Source organism: Pantoea endophytica, from assembly GCF_002858935.1.
Classification (GTDB): Bacteria; Pseudomonadota; Gammaproteobacteria; order Enterobacterales; family Enterobacteriaceae; genus Pantoea; species Pantoea leporis.
Window position 1 is genome coordinate 185428 of the sequence record NZ_PJRT01000018.1, and the last position, 17275, is coordinate 202702.

Sequence of the window (17275 nt, forward strand, 5' to 3'; positions counted from 1 at the left end):
ACGAATATGTGCATCAGTTTATATTTTTACAGACCTTGGCCGCCTGAGGCTTCAATGCGCTGTGCGGTGATCCAGCCGGTTTCATCGCTGAGAATCGCGCTGATGGCATCGCCGATATCACCCGGCAAGCCGACGCGGCCCAGCGCGGTGACTGAAGCGATATGATCGTTGAGATCTTTGGTATCACGCACGCGACCGCCGCCGAAGTCGGTTTCAATCGCGCCTGGCGCCAGAATGTTGACGCGGATATGACGCTCGCCTAACTCTTTGGCCTGATAGCGCGTTAACACTTCCATCGCGCCTTTAATTGAGGCGTACGTGCCTGAACCTGGCAGCGTTAAACGGGTTAAACCGCTGGAGATATTCAGGATGCGTCCACCATCAACGATCAGCGGCAGCAGTTTTTGCGTCAGGAAGAACGGCCCTTTGAAGTGCACATTCACCAGCGCATCAAACTCATCTTCGCTGGTCTCTGCAAACAGCTTGTAGTGACCGTGACCAGCGTTGTTCACTAAATAATCAAAGCTGTCACGCTGCCAGGTTTTCTGCAACGCTTCTTTCACCTGCGCCACGAAGCCGTCAAACGTGCCGGTGTCGCCTACATCCAGCTGCAACGCCACCGCACGCGCGCCCAGCGCTTCAATCTCCTGCACAACCGCCTGCGCTTCTTCCGCGTGCCCGCGATAGGTAAACAGGATATCAGTGCCTTTGGCAGCCAGTTTCAGCGCCCCATTCTTGCCTAAACCGCGATTTCCGCCGGTAATCAATGCAATTTTATGACTCATGTTTCGCTCCAGTTGGAAAATTGAACACGTGTTAAGGATATTCGTGAAAAATTGATCTATAAACGCAGAGGAATACGCAGCACTGTTTCACTAACAACAACAATCGGTGAACAACATGGATAAAATTCACGCTATGCAGGTTTTTGTGCGGGTGGCAGAAATGGGCAGTTTTACCCGTGCGGCAGAAAGCTTAGGTTTACCGAAAGGCAGCGTATCCCGCCAGCTGCAGGCGCTGGAGAATCAAATGGGGACGCGCCTGCTGCATCGCACCACGCGACGTGTGCATCTGACGCAGGACGGCCTGGTTTATTACGATCGCTGCCTCGATTTACTGTCGATGCTCGACGACATGGACAGCCTGTTCCAGCACGATCCCGGCACCTTAAGCGGCAAATTGCGCGTGGACATGTCGGTGGCGATGGCGACCGGCTTTGTGCTGCCACGATTGCCGGAGTTTTTGCAGCACTATCCCGGTCTGGAAATTGAGTTGAGCAGCAGCGATCGTCAGGTTGATGTGATTCGCGAAGGATTTGACTGCGTGGTGCGCGTCGGCGAGCTGAAAGATTCCGGGCTGATTGCGCGGAAAATCGGCTCGCACGCCTTGATCAACTGCGCCAGCCCCGGCTACCTTTCCCGCTTCGGCATGCCGGTGCGGCTGGAAGATCTGTCGCAACACGCGATGGTGCATTACACCCAGCAACTGGGACAACCTTCATTGGGCTTTGAATATTTTGATGGCAAACAGTGTCATTACGTTCAAACCGGCGGCGTAGTGACGGTAAACAGCACCGAAACCTATCGCGCCGCCTGTATGGCAGGGCTCGGCATTATTCAGGTGCCGGCGATTGGCGTACAGCCGCTACTGGAGTCGGGGCAACTGGTGGAAGTGCTGCATCATTTCCCGGCGAAACCCATGCCCATCTCGCTGCTTTATCCGCATCGCCGCAACGTGGCGCGCCGCGTGCGAGTGTTTATGGAATGGCTCAGCCAAGTCCTGCAGGAATATGTAACTTAGCAGACTATAATTGTATTTTCGCAGTGAACAGGATGACTATCGTCTATGACGGACAAAACCCCTAAACAGACCGCGGCCGAGGCAGAAGCCAAGCCGCTGATTGATATTAAAACCGGCAATAAAACCGTGGACGGCTCGATTCAGAATGTGTCGCGCTTCGCTGCCCGGTTCCAGGCGATTCCGGCGGTGGCGCACTTTATGCGCGCGCTGGAACGCTTTAACGATCGCCTCGGTAGTCAGTTTGGCGCGGCGATCACTTACTTCTCCTTTCTCTCTCTGATACCGATTTTGATGGTCTCCTTTGCGGCAGTCGGTTTTGTGCTGGCGTCGAATCAGGATTTGCTCACCGAGTTGATCAACAAAATCGTTAACAGCATCAGCGATCCGACGCTGGCCACCACGCTGAAAAATACGGTGAATACCGCGATTCAGCAGCGTGCCACAGTGGGATTAACCGGTTTGCTGCTGGCGCTCTACTCCGGCATTAACTGGATGGGCAACCTGCGTGAAGCGGTGCGCGCGCAGTCACGCGACGTGTGGGAACGCACGCCGGACGATCAGGAGAAATTCTGGAAGAAGTACGCGCGCGATCTGATTTCGCTGTTGGGTTTGATGTTTGCGCTGGTGATTACGCTGTCGCTGACCTCGATTGCCGGCGCGGCGCAGGCAGCGATCGTTAACGCGCTGGGGCTGGAAGACATTGAGTGGCTGCGTCCAGCGATGACGGTGATTGCGTTATCCATCTCTATCCTGGCTAACTATCTGCTGTTCCTGTGGATCTTCTGGATTTTACCGCGCCACAAGCCGCGTAAAAAAGCGCTGTTCCGCGGCACGCTGCTGGCGGCGATTGGCTTTGAGGTGATCAAGTTTGTAATGACGCTGACGCTGCCGAAGCTGGCAAGCTCGCCGTCGGGCGCGGCCTTTGGTTCAGTACTCGGCTTAATGGCGTTCTTCTACTTCTTTGCGCGTTTGACGCTGTTCTGCGCCGCGTGGATCGCCACCGCCAAATACAAAGATGATAAAGAGATGCCGCAGCCGCATCAGGCTAAATAAGCCAACGAGGTTGTTACAATTGCCGTACTAGCTAAAAATGTCTCCTGCTGGCTGCTTTTTCAGCAAAAACCAGCAGGAAACGCTAAAGGGTCACTTTAATTTGGCCCTTTTGCAGAGATTCCCGCCAAAAAAGTGACACTTCCCGTTCCCATCCGCCACTGATCGCAGCAACTCAGAAATTATCCACTTATTCGCCGAAAAAGCCCGGTCTGACGCGGTTTTTCGCCATTGAATGCCGCAAACCAGGTGCGTAAGATTCTCTGTCTACATTTACAATTAAGAAACACTTATGCAAGCCTCCATCACAGAAACACTCGACAAAAAACACGACGACACGCCGGTCAATTCACGTGGCAAAGTGGTTGTGGCATCGCTTGTCGGCACCGCCATTGAGTTCTTCGATTTCTATATCTATGCCACCGCTGCGGTGATTATTTTCCCGCACATCTTCTTCCCGCAGGGCGATCCGACCGTGGCCACGTTGCAGTCGCTGGCGACCTTCGCGATCGCCTTCGTGGCGCGTCCTATCGGTTCTGCCGTGTTTGGACACTTTGGCGACCGCGTTGGCCGTAAAGCCACCTTGGTGGCATCGCTGCTGACCATGGGCGTCTCGACGGTGCTGATTGGTTTACTGCCAGGTTATGAAACCATTGGCGTGGCAGCGCCGCTGCTGCTGGCGCTGGCGCGTTTTGGTCAGGGTCTTGGCCTTGGTGGCGAATGGGGCGGCGCGGCGCTGCTGGCGACCGAAAATGCCCCGGCGAAGAAACGTGCGCTTTATGGTTCGTTCCCACAGCTCGGCGCGCCGATTGGCTTCTTCTTCGCTAACGGCACGTTCCTGCTGCTTTCTTGGTTGCTGACCGACGAGCAGTTCATGAACTGGGGCTGGCGCGTGCCGTTTATTCTCTCTGCGGTGCTGGTGTTAATTGGCCTGTATGTGCGCGTTTCGCTGCATGAAAGCCCGGTATTCGCCAAAGTGCAGAAAGAGAACAAACAGGTGAAAATGCCGATCGGCACGCTGCTGAGTAAGCATCTGACCGCCACCATTCTCGGCACCTTCATCATGCTCGCCACTTACACGCTGTTCTACATCATGACCGTGTATTCGATGAGTTACGGCACTGCACCCGCACCGGCTGGCCTTGGCTATTCGCGTAACAGCTTCCTGTGGATGCTGATGGTGGCGGTGATTGGTTTTGGTGTGATGGTGCCGATTGCCGGTCTGCTGGCCGATCGCTTTGGTCGTCGTAAAACCATGATCACCATTACGTTGATGATTATCGCCTTTGCATTGATGTTCCCAATGCTGCTGGGTTCCGGTTCTCAGGTGCTGGTAATGGGCTTCCTGATCCTTGGTCTAAGCATTATGGGCCTGACGTTTGGTCCGATGGGCGCGCTGCTGCCAGAGCTGTTCCCAACGGAAGTGCGTTATACCGGCGCATCGTTCTCTTACAACCTGTCGTCGATTCTTGGTGCCTCGGTAGCGCCTTATATCGCCACCTGGCTGAACGCCCATTACGGTTTGCAGGCGGTGGGCTTCTATCTGGCTTCGATGGCGGTGTTGACGTTGATCGCGCTGATTGCCTGTAAAGAGACGCGAAATCAGACGCTGTATGAAGCGGTGTGATTGAGCTGACTGTACTTTGTACGTGCTTGCTGTCCCCCATCCCGGCCTTCCCCCGCTAGCGGGGGAAGGAGACGCTGCCACATGCAGCTTCAGAACTAACATATGGCAGCATCTTCCTCCCCCATTCATGGGGGAGGACCGAGGAGGGGGACACCGAGCACATACCTGGAGCAACAGCGAGCACTAATTAAAAAAAACCCCGGCAAGCCGGGGTTTTTTATTGTGCTGAAAACTGTGTCGCGCGTGGCTTAGCCAGCGACAGCGATACGTTTCATATCGGTCATGTAGCCACGCAGTTTGCGGCCTACAGATTCGATTGGGTGCTGACGAACGGCTTCGTTGACGTCACGCAGCTGCGCGTTATCCACCTGCGTACCTTCAACTGCTTTGCCCAGATCGCCCGGCTGCAGCGTGGTCATGAACTCTTTCAGCAGTGGAACTGCCGCAAAGGAGAACAGGTAGTTACCGTATTCTGCGGTATCCGAGATAACCACGTTCATTTCATACAGACGCTTACGTGCGATGGTGTTAGCAATCAGCGGCAGCTCGTGCAGTGATTCATAGTAAGCCGACTCTTCGATGATGCCCGCGTCAACCATGGTTTCGAATGCCAGCTCAACGCCTGCTTTCACCATCGCAACCATCACGACGCCTTTGTCGTAATATTCCTGCTCTTCGATTTTACCATCAAACTGCGGTGCGTTTTCGAATGCCGTTGCGCCGGTCTCTTCACGCCAGGTCAGCAGGTTTTTGTCGTCGTTAGCCCAGTCAGCCATCATGCCTGAAGAGAATTCGCCAGAGATGATGTCATCCATGTGCTTCTGGAACAGCGGAGCCATGATGGTTTTCAGCTGCTCAGACAAAGCATAAGCGCGGATTTTTGCCGGATTAGACAGGCGATCCATCATCAACGTGATGCCGCCAAACTTCAGTGATTCGGTGATGGTTTCCCAGCCGAACTGAATCAGTTTTTCGGTGTAAGCCGCGTCGTGACCTTCAGCTACCAGCTTGTCGAAGCACAGCAGAGAACCGGCCTGCAGCATACCGCACAGGATGGTCTGCTCGCCCATCAGGTCAGATTTCACTTCCGCAACGAAGGAAGATTCCAGCACGCCTGCACGGTCGCCGCCGGTCGCTGCTGCCCAGGCTTTAGCAATCGCCATGCCTTCGCCTTTCGGATCGTTTTCCGGGTGAACGGCAATCAGCGTAGGTACACCGAAACCACGCTTGTACTCTTCACGTACTTCCGTACCTGGGCACTTCGGTGCCACCATTACTACGGTGATGTCATTGCGGATGGTTTCGCCCACTTCAACAATGTTGAAACCGTGTGAGTAACCCAGCGCAGCGCCATCTTTCATCAGCGGCTGAACAGCCTGAACGACCGCCGAGTGCTGCTTGTCTGGCGTCAGGTTAACCACCAGATCGGCCTGTGGGATCAGCTCTTCGTAAGTACCGACTTTGAAGCCGTTGTCGGTCGCTTTGCGGAAAGAGGCACGCTTCTCAGCAATCGCTTCAGCACGCAGGGCATACGCCACGTCCAGACCAGAATCACGCATGTTCAGACCCTGGTTCAGACCCTGAGCGCCACAGCCAACGATGACCACTTTCTTGCCTTTCAGGAAGCTAGCGCCATCTGCGAATTCGTCGCGTGACATGAAACGACATTTGCCCAGCTGCGCTAACTGGTTGCGCAGATTCAATGTGTTGAAGTAATTAGCCATGGGTACTCCGGTTAGATGTTGTGTTTGTTTTTGTTCAGTAACGACGTTATCTCTTACGCCGCGAATGACCCCATCATATGACAGGAAATCCGTTGCTTAAATTGATATATTAGCAAGGTCACATTGCATAATTTGCAACATAACCTTGAGGCGATACGCGCATGGATTTACGAGACCTGAAACTCTTCCTCCATCTGGCTGAAAGCTGCCACTTTGGCCGCACCGCGCGTGCCATGCACGTCAGCCCTTCAACCCTTTCGCGCCAGATTCAGCGCCTGGAAGAGGATGTCGGTCACGCGCTGTTCCTGCGTGATAACCGCACCGTCACGCTAACCGAAGCCGGTGAGCGCCTGCGCCAGTTTGCGCAGCAGACGTTGCTGCAATATCAGCAGCTACGCCATGTGATGGATCTCAACGGCCCGTCACTGAGCGGCGAGCTGCGCCTGTTCTGCTCGGTGACCGCCGCTTACAGCCATCTGCCGCCGATTCTCGATCGCTTTCGTGCTGAACATCCGCAGGTAGAGATCAAACTTACTACCGGTGATGCCGCCGATGCGATTGAGATGGTGCAGTCCGGCGACGCCGATCTCGCCATTGCCGGTCGCCCAGAATCGCTGCCGGCCAGCATAGATTTTACGCCACTGGGCCTGATTCCGCTGGTGCTGATCGCTCCGGCGCTGCCTTGTCCGGTGCGCAATCAGGCGACGCAGGAGCAACCCGATTGGGCGCAGATTCCGTTTATCCTGCCGGAACAAGGACCTGCACGCCGCGGCATCGATTTATGGTTCCGTCGCCAGCGCATTCCCAATCCGCAGATTTATGCCACGGTCTCCGGGCATGAGGCGATTGTGTCGATGGTGGCGCTGGGGTGTGGTATTGCGCTGCTGCCGGATGTGGTGCTGGAGAACAGCCCGGAACCGGTGCGCAATCGCGTGTTAACGCTGGAGAATGTGGAGTCGGTCGCACCGCTGGAACTCGGCGTTTGCGTACAAAAAAAGCGGCTCGGAGAGCCGCTTATCAATGCGTTCTGGCACCAACTGTAGTTACTGCCCGGCGAGGAAGAAACGGAACGCCGGGTTGCTCGCTTCGTCATGCCATTCGTAACCCAACGCGGTGAGATGTGTTTCGAAATCCGGTTCCTGATCGTTGGCTTCAAACGCCGCCAGCACGCGGCCATAATCGGTGCCGTGGCTGCGATAATGGAACAGCGAGATATTCCAGTGCGCGCCCAGCGTCTGCAGGAACTTCAGCAGCGCGCCCGGTGCTTCCGGGAATTCAAAGCTAAACAGGCGTTCGCGCAGCGGCTTGGATGGACGTCCGCCCACCATGTAGCGCACGTGCAGCTTGGCCATTTCATCATCCGACAGATCCACCACGTTATAACCGGCTTCGCTGAGTTGGCTGATGATCTCACTGCGCTCCTCCAGCCCGCGCGTTAAGCGCACGCCGACGAAAATGCAGGCGTTATCCGCATCCGCATAACGATAGTTGAACTCGGTGATAGAACGCCCGCCGATGGTCTGACAGAACTTGAGGAAACTGCCCTGCTGTTCTGGAATAGTGACCGCCAGCAGCGCTTCACGCTGTTCGCCCAGTTCGCAACGCTCGGAGACATAACGCAAGCCGTGGAAGTTGACGTTAGCGCCCGACAACACGTGCGCCAGGCGCTCGCCTTTGATGTCGTGCAGCTGGATGTACTTCTTCATACCCGCCAGCGCCAGCGCGCCAGAAGGTTCCGCCACGGCGCGCACATCTTCGAACAGATCTTTCACCGCTGCGCAAATCGCATCGCTATCCACCGTGATGATGTCATCGAGATACTCCTGACACAGACGGAAGGTTTCGCTGCCGATGCGTTTGACCGCCACGCCTTCAGCAAACAAGCCCACGCGCGCCAAATCGACCGGCTCACCTGCTTCTAGCGCGGCCTTTAGACAGGCTGAATCTTCCGACTCAACGGCGATCACTTTGATTTGCGGCATCAGCTGTTTGATCAGCACCGCCACGCCCGCCGCCAGACCGCCGCCGCCAACCGGCACGAAGACGCGATCGAGATGCGCATCCTGCTGCAGCAACTCCATCGCCAGCGTGCCCTGCCCGGCGATCACCGCCGGATGGTCAAACGGAGGAACGAAGGTGTAACCCTGCTGCTCCGCCAGCTCGATCGCTTTGGCTTTCGCCTCGTCGAAGTTGGCACCAAACAGATAAGCCTCACCGCCAAATGCGCGTACTGCATCAACCTTGATGTCTGCCGTGGCCAACGGCATCACAATCAGTGATTTGATGCCAAGCGTGCTGGCCGAGAGCGCCACGCCCTGCGCATGGTTACCGGCCGAAGCCGTGACCACGCCGCGCGCTTTTTGCTCTTCGTTCAGCCCGGCAATCATCGCGTAAGCCCCGCGCAGCTTGAAGCTGTGCACCGGCTGACGATCTTCACGCTTCACCAGAATGGTGTTGCCAAGACGCGATGAAATTTTTTCCATTTTTTGCAGCGGCGTCACCTGGGCAATTTCATACACCGGTGAACGCAGCACTGCGCGCAAATACTCCGCGCCGTTTGGCGTCGCGGAAAGCGGTTGAGACTCAGCCATCGGTTAGCCTCCCAGCTTGGACTTATCGCGCACCGCGCCTTTGTCTGCGCTGGTCGCCAGTGATGCATAGGCGCGCAGGGCAAAGGAGACTTCACGCACGCGGCCGTGCGGGGTATAAGCCGCATCGCCGCGCGCTTGCTCTTCTTCACGACGGGCGTGCAGTTCGTTATCCGGCACCGCCAGCTTGATGCCACGGTTCGGGATATCGATCTCAATCATGTCGCCATCTTTCACCAGCGCGATGGTGCCGCCGCTCGCCGCTTCTGGAGAGGCGTGACCAATCGACAGACCAGATGTGCCGCCAGAGAAGCGACCGTCGGTGATCAGTGCGCAGCTTTTGCCGAGGCCCATGGATTTCAGATAAGTGGTCGGATAGAGCATTTCCTGCATGCCCGGTCCGCCTTTCGGTCCTTCGTAGCGGATCACCACGACGTCGCCGGCTACCACTTTGCCGCCAAGGATCGCTTCAACCGCATCGTCCTGGCTTTCGTACACTTTGGCCGGGCCTTTGAAGGTGAGGATCTCTTTGTCTACGCCCGCGGTTTTAACGATGCAGCCATCTTCGGCAATGTTGCCGTAAAGCACGGCTAAGCCGCCATCCTGCGAGTAAGCGTGTTCGCGAGTACGAATACAGCCTTCGGCACGATCGTCATCCAGCGTGTCCCAACGGCAATTCTGCGAGAACGCCTTGGTGGTACGAATACCAGCAGGACCGGCGCGGAACATATCCTTCACCGCCTGATCTTTGGTCAGCATGATGTCGTACTGATCCAGAGTTTCACGCATGCTCTGCTGCAGAATGTTGCGCGCGCTGGTGTCGATCAAACCGGCGCGATCCAACTCACCGAGAATGGCGATTACGCCACCCGCACGGTGCACATCTTCCATGTGATATTTCGGCGTACTTGGCGCCACTTTACACAGCTGCGGCACTTTGCGAGACAAGCGATCGATATCGGAGATGTTGAAGTCGATTTCGCCTTCCAGCGCCGCTGCCAGCAGGTGCAGAACGGTATTGGTGGAACCGCCCATGGCGATATCCAGCGTCATCGCATTCTCGAACGCCGCTTTGGTGGCGATGTTACGCGGCAGCATGTTGACGTCATCCTGCTCGTAGTAGCGTTTGGTAAGGCTAACGATGCGCTTACCGGCATTGATGAACAGCTCTTTACGGTCGGCGTGCGTGGCCAGCAGTGAACCGTTACCTGGCTGCGACAAGCCCAGCGCTTCGGTCAGACAGTTCATGGAGTTGGCGGTGAACATACCGGAACAGGAACCACAGGTTGGACAAGCAGAACGTTCGATCTGATCGCTGTCGGCATCGCTGACGTTCGGGTTGGCACCCTGAATCATTGCATCAACCAGATCCAGCTTGATGATTTGATCAGACAGTTTGGTTTTACCGGCTTCCATCGGGCCGCCAGACACAAAGATCACCGGAATGTTGAGGCGCAGTGACGCCATCAGCATGCCTGGGGTGATTTTGTCGCAGTTGGAGATACATACCATGGCATCGGCGCAGTGCGCGTTGACCATGTACTCCACTGAATCGGCAATCAGCTCGCGTGAAGGCAGTGAATACAGCATGCCGCCATGACCCATGGCGATACCGTCATCCACCGCAATGGTGTTGAACTCTTTGGCCACGCCGCCGGCTGCTTCGATTTCCTCAGCAACCAGTTTGCCAAGATCGCGCAGGTGCACGTGGCCCGGTACGAATTGGGTGAATGAGTTGACCACGGCGATAATCGGCTTACCGAAATCGTCGTCGGTCATTCCTGTCGCGCGCCACAAGGCACGGGCACCGGCCATGTTACGTCCATGGGTGGTGGTGGCGGAACGGTACTTAGGCATGCTCTATTTACTCCAGTAATAATAAGGTTGCGGGCGCCATCTGACGCCCGCAAAAAATCTCGTTATGCGTTAACCGGATCCAACCAGCCCCACTTGTCTTCCGTCTCGCCAGTGAACAGGCCAAAGAATGCCTTCTGGATACGACCGGTGACCGGACCACGTTTACCTTCGCCGACCTGAATACCGTCGACGCTGCGCACCGGGGTGATCTCCGCTGCAGTACCTGACATGAAGACTTCGTCGGCCAGATACAGGGATTCGCGCGACAGAACCTGCTCACGCACTTCAATACCCATGTCTTGCGCCAGCTTGATGATGGCGTCACGGGTGATGCCCGGCAGCGCTGAAGAAGTGAACGGCGGCGTGAACAGAATGCCATCTTTCACTTCGAACAAGTTTTCGCCAGCACCTTCTGAAATATAGCCGTTGGTGTCGAGCGCGATACCTTCCTGATAGCCGTGGCGGCGCGCTTCGCTGCCTACCAGCAGAGAGGAGAGATAGTTACCACCCGCTTTCGCGGCGGTTGGCAAGGTGTTTGGTGCAACGCGGTTCCACGAAGAAACCATGGCATCGATACCGTTTTCCAGCGCTTCAGCGCCCAGGTAAGCACCCCAAGGGAAGGCAGCGATGATTACATCGGTGGTGTAGCCATCTGGCGGGTTCACACCCAGACCCACGTCACCCACGAAGGCCAGCGGACGGATATAAGCGCTTTTCAGTTTGTTCACGCGGATCACTTCGCGGCACGCTTCCATCAATTCATCAACGCTGGCTTTAATCGGGAAACGATAAATTTTAGCGGATTCATGCAGACGCTTCATATGCTCACGGTGGCGGAACACCACTGGACCTTTGTGTGAGTCGTAGCAACGCACGCCTTCAAACACAGAAGTACCGTAGTGCAGGGCGTGAGACATAACGCTGACCTTGGCGTCTTCCCACTTAACCATCTCACCATTGAACCAAATAAAGTCTGCTTTCTTCGTACTCATTGCTTTTTCCTTTGGCGACTATGCGCGGATTTGTTGTGTTGTCTGTTGTTGGATCTCGACGCAAGCGACATCCATAAGTTTGCTTAACTGCGAAGACAGTAAATCGACTGAGCGTTGGCTGGCAACGGTCATTTCGATATTAATGTTCTCCGCATTGACCGCGGTGGCCATATTCATCGCACACACCTGGAAACCACGGTGACGCACGACACGCAAAATGCGCTCCAATATTTCAGGACGAAAACGGGCTTCGATAGACAATTGATGCTGATTCATGCGGTTTTCTCCATCATGTTTGCGTTGCTGGCACCTGGCGGTACCAATGGCCAGACGTTTTCATGCTCATCTATCGAAACATGCAGGAAGTAAGGACCTTCACTGTTCAGCAGAGCATCGAGGGCGGCGTCGACCTGATCTTTACGGCTAATGCGCTGGCCTGGGATATCAAACGCGCTGGCCAGCGTGAGGAAATCGGGGTTGTCGGTCAGAATGGTTTCGCTGTAGCGACCATCAAAGAACAGTTGCTGCCACTGGCGCACCATGCCGAGACGCTGGTTATCCAGCAGCAGAATTTTCACCGGCAGCTTGCCGCGCTTGATGGTGCCCAGCTCCTGAATGTTCATCATGATAGAACCATCGCCAGACACGCAGATCACTGTGTCCTCCGGACGTGCTACCTGCGCCCCAATCGCCGCCGGCAGGCCAAAGCCCATAGTGCCGAGACCGCTCGAGGTGATGAAGTTTTCTGGCGCGGTGAAACTCATGTGCTGAGCGGCCCACATCTGGTGTTGACCTACATCGGTGGTGACCACGGCGCTGTCCGCTTTGCGGTCAGACAACTGCTTCAGCAACAACGGCGCATAAATGGCTTCGCCTGGATGATCGTAGCGCCAGTCGAACTCGCTTTTCATCGCGCTGACTTCTTTGCGCCAGCCATCAATGTGCATTGGCATGCTCAGTGCCGGCAGCACCTGATTCATATCGCCCTGCAGTGAAACGTGAGCACGGCGCAGTTTGTTCAGCTCGGCAGGATCGATATCGATATGGATGACGCTGGCGTGCGGTGCGAAGGTGTCCAGCTTGCCAGTAACGCGGTCGTCAAAACGCGCGCCAACCGCAATCAGCAAATCACAGGATTGTACCGCGAGGTTAGCGGCTTTGGTGCCGTGCATGCCCAGCATTCCGAGATAAAGATCGCTGCTGGCATCCGCGCTACCAAGACCTTTCAGCGTAGAAACCATCGGGATACCGGTTTCCTGCGCCATGGCACGTAAGGCTGGAACCGCCTGCGCCATACCCACGCCGCCACCGATATACAGCATCGGCTTATGCGATTGCGCCATCAATGCACGCGCCTCTGCAATGTGCTGCGCGGAGTGGCTGATTTCTTCCTCAACTGGCAGCAGATGAGGCGTCAGTTCGCCATTGGCGATCTGAATGTCTTTCGGGATATCGACCAGTACCGGGCCGGGACGACCCGATTGCGCGATGGCAAAAGCTTCTGCCATCACTGAGGGTAAATCATCAAGCGATTCAACGAGGAAACTGTGTTTGGTGCAGGCTAACGATAAACCAAGAACGTCTATTTCCTGGAAGGCGTCGGTGCCGATGAAGGCCGATGATACCTGGCCGGTGATCGCCACAACCGGGATCGAATCCATCATCGCATCCGCCAAACCGGTGATCAGGTTGGTGGCGCCGGGCCCCGACGTGGCGATACATACGCCAGTCTTGCCGGTTGCGCGGGCATAACCAATAGCAGCCATCACCGCACCTTGCTCATGACGACACAGTAAGTGTTCCACGCCGCCATCGTAGAGCGCATCGTACACTGGCATGATTGCGCCGCCAGGATAGCCAAACACTGTATCGACACCCTGCGCGCGTAAAGCCTGAACTACCCACTGTGCACCTGTCATGGTTATTCTCCTGTATTCCTAGGGGAACAACAGAATTTTATGCTACTGCTCATAATCTGTTCCTCGCTAATTTGCTGATATTTAGCCTGGTCAAAAAAAAACCCCCGGACCTTTCGGTGCGGGGGTTTTTGGAATTCCAGACTTGATTTTTAAGCCTTTCTTTCTCCAAGCGATGCCCCGCACGGTGGGATAATAATCACCACCACGCTAATCACGACTAGGCTAATCACTTGTAGAAGGGCTTTCATGTGTTGTTTGTTTTTTCGATTGTTCGAAGTAATACCTACAGAGTTACCATAGTTAGCGTGTCGTTGACAATAATTTTCATTGGAAAATTTTATGATGCCGCTGGCGGCCCGCCGTTATCACATTGTAAATAAAAGGTTATTTACATTTGTGATAAAAATTCATAACGCCCGCGTCGTAATCTTCATTTGGAGTTTACGATCAAGCTCTGATTTTCAGTGAAAGAGCGGCAATTATCAGGGAATGTAAGGAATCTGGCTCTGAAGTTGAGCAGTAAGCCATTGTTCATCTGTCTGGCTGCTTTGATGATAAGGACAACAAGGAGCGGTTATGTCTTTATCGAAGGTATTAACACGAGCTGCGCTGGGTGTTCAGGCTCCGCTGGTGACGGTGGAAGTGCACATCAGCAACGGCTTGCCGGCCCTGACGCTGGTTGGACTGCCTGAAACCACGGTAAAAGAAGCGCGGGAACGGGTGCGAAGCGCGATTATCAATAGCGGGTTCACCTTCCCGGCGAAACGCGTCACCATCAATCTGGCGCCTGCCGATCTGCCAAAAGAGGGCGGACGCTATGACCTCCCCATCGCTATCGCCATTCTGGCGGCCTCTGAGCAGCTGCCAGACGCAAAACTGGGGCAATTTGAATTCCTGGGGGAGTTAGCACTTAACGGAGCGCTCTGTGGCGTTCAGGCCGCTATTCCAGCTGCGATGGCGGCACTGCAAGCAGGCAGACAAATGGTGTTAGCTGAACAGAATCAACAGGATGTAGGGTTGATTCAACAAGGCGAGACGCTGGTTGGCAAACATCTGGTAGAAATCTGTGCGTTTCTCCATAACAAAACCACTCTCACTGTCGCGCATTATCAGCCCGAAACGCTTGAACAGGAAAAGCAGGACCTCAGCGATATCATTGGCCAGGATCAGGGCCGACGTGCACTGGAGATCACCGCAGCTGGCGGGCATAACCTATTACTGATTGGGCCGCCTGGCACCGGCAAGACCATGTTAGCGACGCGTCTGCCCGGTATCATGCCACCGTTAGACGACCAGGAAGCGCTGGAGTGCGCCGCTATCGCCAGTCTGGTAAGCAGTGGCAATCTCCATCATCAGTGGCGCAAACGGCCGTTCAGAGCGCCTCATCACAGTTCATCACTCTATGCGCTGGTTGGGGGCGGCTCCTTGCCGCGGCCGGGAGAAATCTCCTTGGCACACAATGGCGTGTTATTCCTCGATGAGCTGCCAGAATTCGAGCGCAGAACGCTTGATGCTTTGCGCGAACCGATTGAATCCGGGGAAATCGCCATTTCACGCACGCGCGCTAAAGTGAAGTATCCCGCGCGCTTTCAATTGATCGGCGCGATGAATCCCAGCCCGACCGGGCATTATCAGGGCAACCATAATCGCTCATCACCTCAGCAGGTGTTGCGCTATCTCAATCGGTTATCAGGACCTTTTCTCGATCGCTTTGATTTATCGTTAGAGGTCCCACTTCTGCCCAGTGGATCGCTAAGTAAGAAACAACAAGTCAGCGAAAGCAGCGCTGAAGTTTTAACTCGCGTCCTCGCCGCACGAAAGATTCAAACAGCACGCAGCGGAAAAGTGAATGCTCATCTCTCTAACCCAGAGATTTTACGCTGGTGTCCATTGAAGCAACAGGATGCTGAATGGCTGGAAGAAGTGTTGAATTCGTTGGGGCTTTCAGTACGCGCCTGGCAGCGGATTTTAAAGGTGGCCAGGACAATCGCTGATTTAGCAGGTGAAGAGCAGATTACTCGTAGTCATTTGCAGGAAGCGGTGGGATATCGCAGTATCGACCGCTTAATGATCTATCTGCACAAGACTCTGGAATAAAAAACGGGGCTTATATAAGCCCCTCTATTCTTAATCATCGCTATCGCTAAAATCTTCCACCGTATCCATCTGCGGCTTGCCGCCAGATAGCGTATGGAAACGCTTAGGTCGCTTGATACGTGCGGTGTATTTCGACCATACACGTTCAGCTTCCGTTTGTGGCTCACGAAGACCACGACATACTTCTAAAAATGAACGCTCTTCTTCTGTAATGGGTTCACGCTTAGCGAGATCCAGTTCATTAAAGGCGTAACCGTGGCGCTCCAGAAGCTGAGCTTCTTTAATGGTGAAATCACCATGACGCGAAAAACCACGTGGGTAATGTTTGTTATCAAAGAAACGATTCGTTGTTGCGAAGCTATCCGCCATTTTACACGCTCCTGACTCTCATATGGCCGTGCTATTTATGGCGCGGAGTATTAGATAGGCTTGACAGAGTGTAAAACAAAACATTTAAATCAGTACGACAAACAATTTTTGGGAGAATGCAGTGGATACGGAATTACTGAAAACTTTCCTCGAAGTGAGCAGAACACGCCATTTCGGGCGTGCTGCTGAAGCGCTTTACCTCACGCAATCTGCCGTTAGTTTTCGCATTCGTCAGCTGGAAAATCAGCTGGGCGTAAACCTTTTTACTCGTCACCGTAATAACATCCGGCTGACTTCAGCAGGCGAGCGTTTATTACCCTATGCCGAAAGCTTGATGAGCACCTGGCTGATGGCCAAAAAGGAAGTTTCGCATACACAACAGCATCATGAGCTTTCAATAGGAGGTAGCGCATCCCTTTGGGAAGCGTACTTAACTCCCTGGTTGCAAACACTTTATGAGAATCGCGAAAGCCTTCATCTCGAGGCACGTATCGCCCAGCGACATTTACTGGTTAAGCAATTGCATGAACGTCAGTTGGACCTGTTGATCACAACTGAAGCGCCAAAAATGGATGAGTTAACCAGCCAGCAAATAGGGCATATTTCGCTCGCATTATTCCGGGCGCGTAAAACCGAGAAGCGTGAAAAATATGACTATATCAAGCTGGAATGGGGCGCAGATTTTCATCAGCATGAAAGTTATCTGTCCAGTGATGATGTTCCCGTATTAACCACCACATCCGCACATTTAACACGCGAATTACTGCATACCACCGGTGCTTGTGCCTTTTTACCTGATTTTTGGCACGGCATTTATAGTGATTTGATGGTTATTCCAGATACACCCGTCGCCGTGCGACCGTTATATGCGGTGTGGCTGCAGAATAGCGATCAGCAAAGTCACATTCGTCAGCTGCTTAAATATCCGGTTTTGACACAATAAGATAATAAATGAGGGAGTTTGAGTGGATCACAGTGAAACTCAAACTCATTTCACTGCCGAATTTTGGACAAAAAAAATCCTTTGCCGAAGCAAAGGATTATTTTCTGGCAGGGGCGGAGGGACTCGAACCCCCAACACCCGGTTTTGGAGACCGGTGCTCTACCAATTGAACTACGCCCCTAATTAGGGTGGCGGAACGGACGGGGCTCGAACCCGCGACCCCCTGCGTGACAGGCAGGTATTCTAACCAACTGAACTACCGCTCCACCGATTCTGTACTGATATCAGACAATCGTTCTGATTTCAGGT

At 54.4% G+C, this 17275-nt stretch carries 15 protein-coding genes and 2 tRNA genes; 6 read left to right on the plus strand and 11 right to left on the minus strand.

What is annotated here, in order from left to right:
• Window positions 1-26: 26 nt before the first annotated feature.
• A complete protein-coding gene (locus tag PZBJ_RS12795) occupies window positions 27-785 on the minus strand; it encodes an SDR family NAD(P)-dependent oxidoreductase (RefSeq protein WP_101762779.1) in 759 nt (252 codons plus the stop codon).
• Between the two features lie 115 nt (window positions 786-900).
• Here PZBJ_RS12795 and PZBJ_RS12800 point away from each other — a divergent pair, with 115 nt between their 5' ends.
• The 3 genes from PZBJ_RS12800 to PZBJ_RS12810 all read left to right on the plus strand — a co-directional run bounded on the left by PZBJ_RS12800 (window position 901) and on the right by PZBJ_RS12810 (window position 4477).
• Window positions 901-1800: a LysR family transcriptional regulator gene (locus tag PZBJ_RS12800; protein ID WP_101762793.1), complete on the plus strand. Its 900-nt coding sequence runs from the start codon at window positions 901-903 to the stop codon at window positions 1798-1800.
• 45 nt (window positions 1801-1845) lie between these two features.
• Window positions 1846-2853: an inner membrane protein YhjD gene (yhjD, locus tag PZBJ_RS12805; RefSeq protein ID WP_101762780.1), complete on the plus strand. Its 1008-nt coding sequence runs from the start codon at window positions 1846-1848 to the stop codon at window positions 2851-2853.
• 289 nt (window positions 2854-3142) lie between these two features.
• Complete coding sequence (locus tag PZBJ_RS12810) at window positions 3143-4477, plus strand: MFS transporter (protein ID WP_101762781.1); 1335 nt, start codon at window positions 3143-3145, stop codon at window positions 4475-4477.
• A 248-nt stretch (window positions 4478-4725) separates the two neighbouring features.
• Here the strand turns inward: PZBJ_RS12810 and ilvC are convergent, their stop codons facing one another.
• Window positions 4726-6201, minus strand: coding sequence for a ketol-acid reductoisomerase (gene ilvC, locus PZBJ_RS12815; RefSeq protein ID WP_101762782.1), 1476 nt, complete (start codon window positions 6199-6201; stop codon window positions 4726-4728).
• 161 nt (window positions 6202-6362) lie between these two features.
• Between ilvC and ilvY the strand changes: the two genes are divergently transcribed.
• Complete coding sequence (gene ilvY, locus PZBJ_RS12820) at window positions 6363-7244, plus strand: HTH-type transcriptional activator IlvY (RefSeq protein WP_008106630.1); 882 nt, start codon at window positions 6363-6365, stop codon at window positions 7242-7244.
• Here ilvY and ilvA read toward each other — a convergent pair whose 3' ends face one another.
• From ilvA to ilvL, 6 genes are all read right to left on the minus strand, one after another.
• Window positions 7245-8792: a threonine ammonia-lyase, biosynthetic gene (gene ilvA / locus PZBJ_RS12825; RefSeq protein ID WP_101762783.1), complete on the minus strand. Its 1548-nt coding sequence runs from the start codon at window positions 8790-8792 to the stop codon at window positions 7245-7247.
• A gap of 3 nt (window positions 8793-8795) precedes the next feature.
• On the minus strand, window positions 8796-10646 hold the full coding sequence (gene ilvD / locus PZBJ_RS12830) for a dihydroxy-acid dehydratase (RefSeq protein WP_061719837.1): 1851 nt from the start codon (window positions 10644-10646) through the stop codon (window positions 8796-8798).
• Window positions 10647-10708: 62 nt separating this feature from the next.
• Window positions 10709-11638, minus strand: coding sequence for a branched-chain amino acid transaminase (locus PZBJ_RS12835; RefSeq protein WP_007888821.1), 930 nt, complete (start codon window positions 11636-11638; stop codon window positions 10709-10711).
• Between the two features lie 18 nt (window positions 11639-11656).
• Window positions 11657-11914 carry an acetolactate synthase 2 small subunit gene (gene ilvM / locus PZBJ_RS12840; RefSeq protein WP_101762784.1) on the minus strand — a complete coding sequence of 86 codons (258 nt, stop codon included), beginning with the start codon at window positions 11912-11914 and terminating at the stop codon, window positions 11657-11659.
• A complete protein-coding gene (gene ilvG / locus PZBJ_RS12845) occupies window positions 11911-13557 on the minus strand; it encodes an acetolactate synthase 2 catalytic subunit (RefSeq protein WP_008106622.1) in 1647 nt (548 codons plus the stop codon). Before ilvG ends, ilvM begins: the two co-directional genes overlap by 4 nt.
• Before the next feature lie 149 nt (window positions 13558-13706).
• Window positions 13707-13805 carry an ilv operon leader peptide gene (ilvL, locus tag PZBJ_RS12850; protein WP_071531048.1) on the minus strand — a complete coding sequence of 33 codons (99 nt, stop codon included), beginning with the start codon at window positions 13803-13805 and terminating at the stop codon, window positions 13707-13709.
• A 328-nt stretch (window positions 13806-14133) separates the two neighbouring features.
• Here ilvL and PZBJ_RS12855 point away from each other — a divergent pair, with 328 nt between their 5' ends.
• On the plus strand, window positions 14134-15654 hold the full coding sequence (locus PZBJ_RS12855) for a YifB family Mg chelatase-like AAA ATPase (protein ID WP_101762785.1): 1521 nt from the start codon (window positions 14134-14136) through the stop codon (window positions 15652-15654).
• Window positions 15655-15684: 30 nt separating this feature from the next.
• Here the strand turns inward: PZBJ_RS12855 and PZBJ_RS12860 are convergent, their stop codons facing one another.
• On the minus strand, window positions 15685-16023 hold the full coding sequence (locus PZBJ_RS12860; RefSeq protein ID WP_008106616.1) for a MaoP family protein: 339 nt from the start codon (window positions 16021-16023) through the stop codon (window positions 15685-15687).
• A 121-nt stretch (window positions 16024-16144) separates the two neighbouring features.
• Between PZBJ_RS12860 and hdfR the strand changes: the two genes are divergently transcribed.
• On the plus strand, window positions 16145-16966 hold the full coding sequence (hdfR, locus tag PZBJ_RS12865; RefSeq protein ID WP_008106614.1) for an HTH-type transcriptional regulator HdfR: 822 nt from the start codon (window positions 16145-16147) through the stop codon (window positions 16964-16966).
• 105 nt (window positions 16967-17071) lie between these two features.
• On the opposite strand, the gene PZBJ_RS12870 is transcribed toward hdfR, so the two are convergent.
• Both PZBJ_RS12870 and PZBJ_RS12875 read right to left on the minus strand, forming a co-directional pair.
• Window positions 17072-17147: transfer RNA gene (locus PZBJ_RS12870), tRNA-Trp, on the minus strand.
• 8 nt (window positions 17148-17155) lie between these two features.
• A tRNA-Asp gene (locus tag PZBJ_RS12875) sits at window positions 17156-17232 on the minus strand.
• Between the last annotated feature and the right edge of the window lie 43 nt (window positions 17233-17275).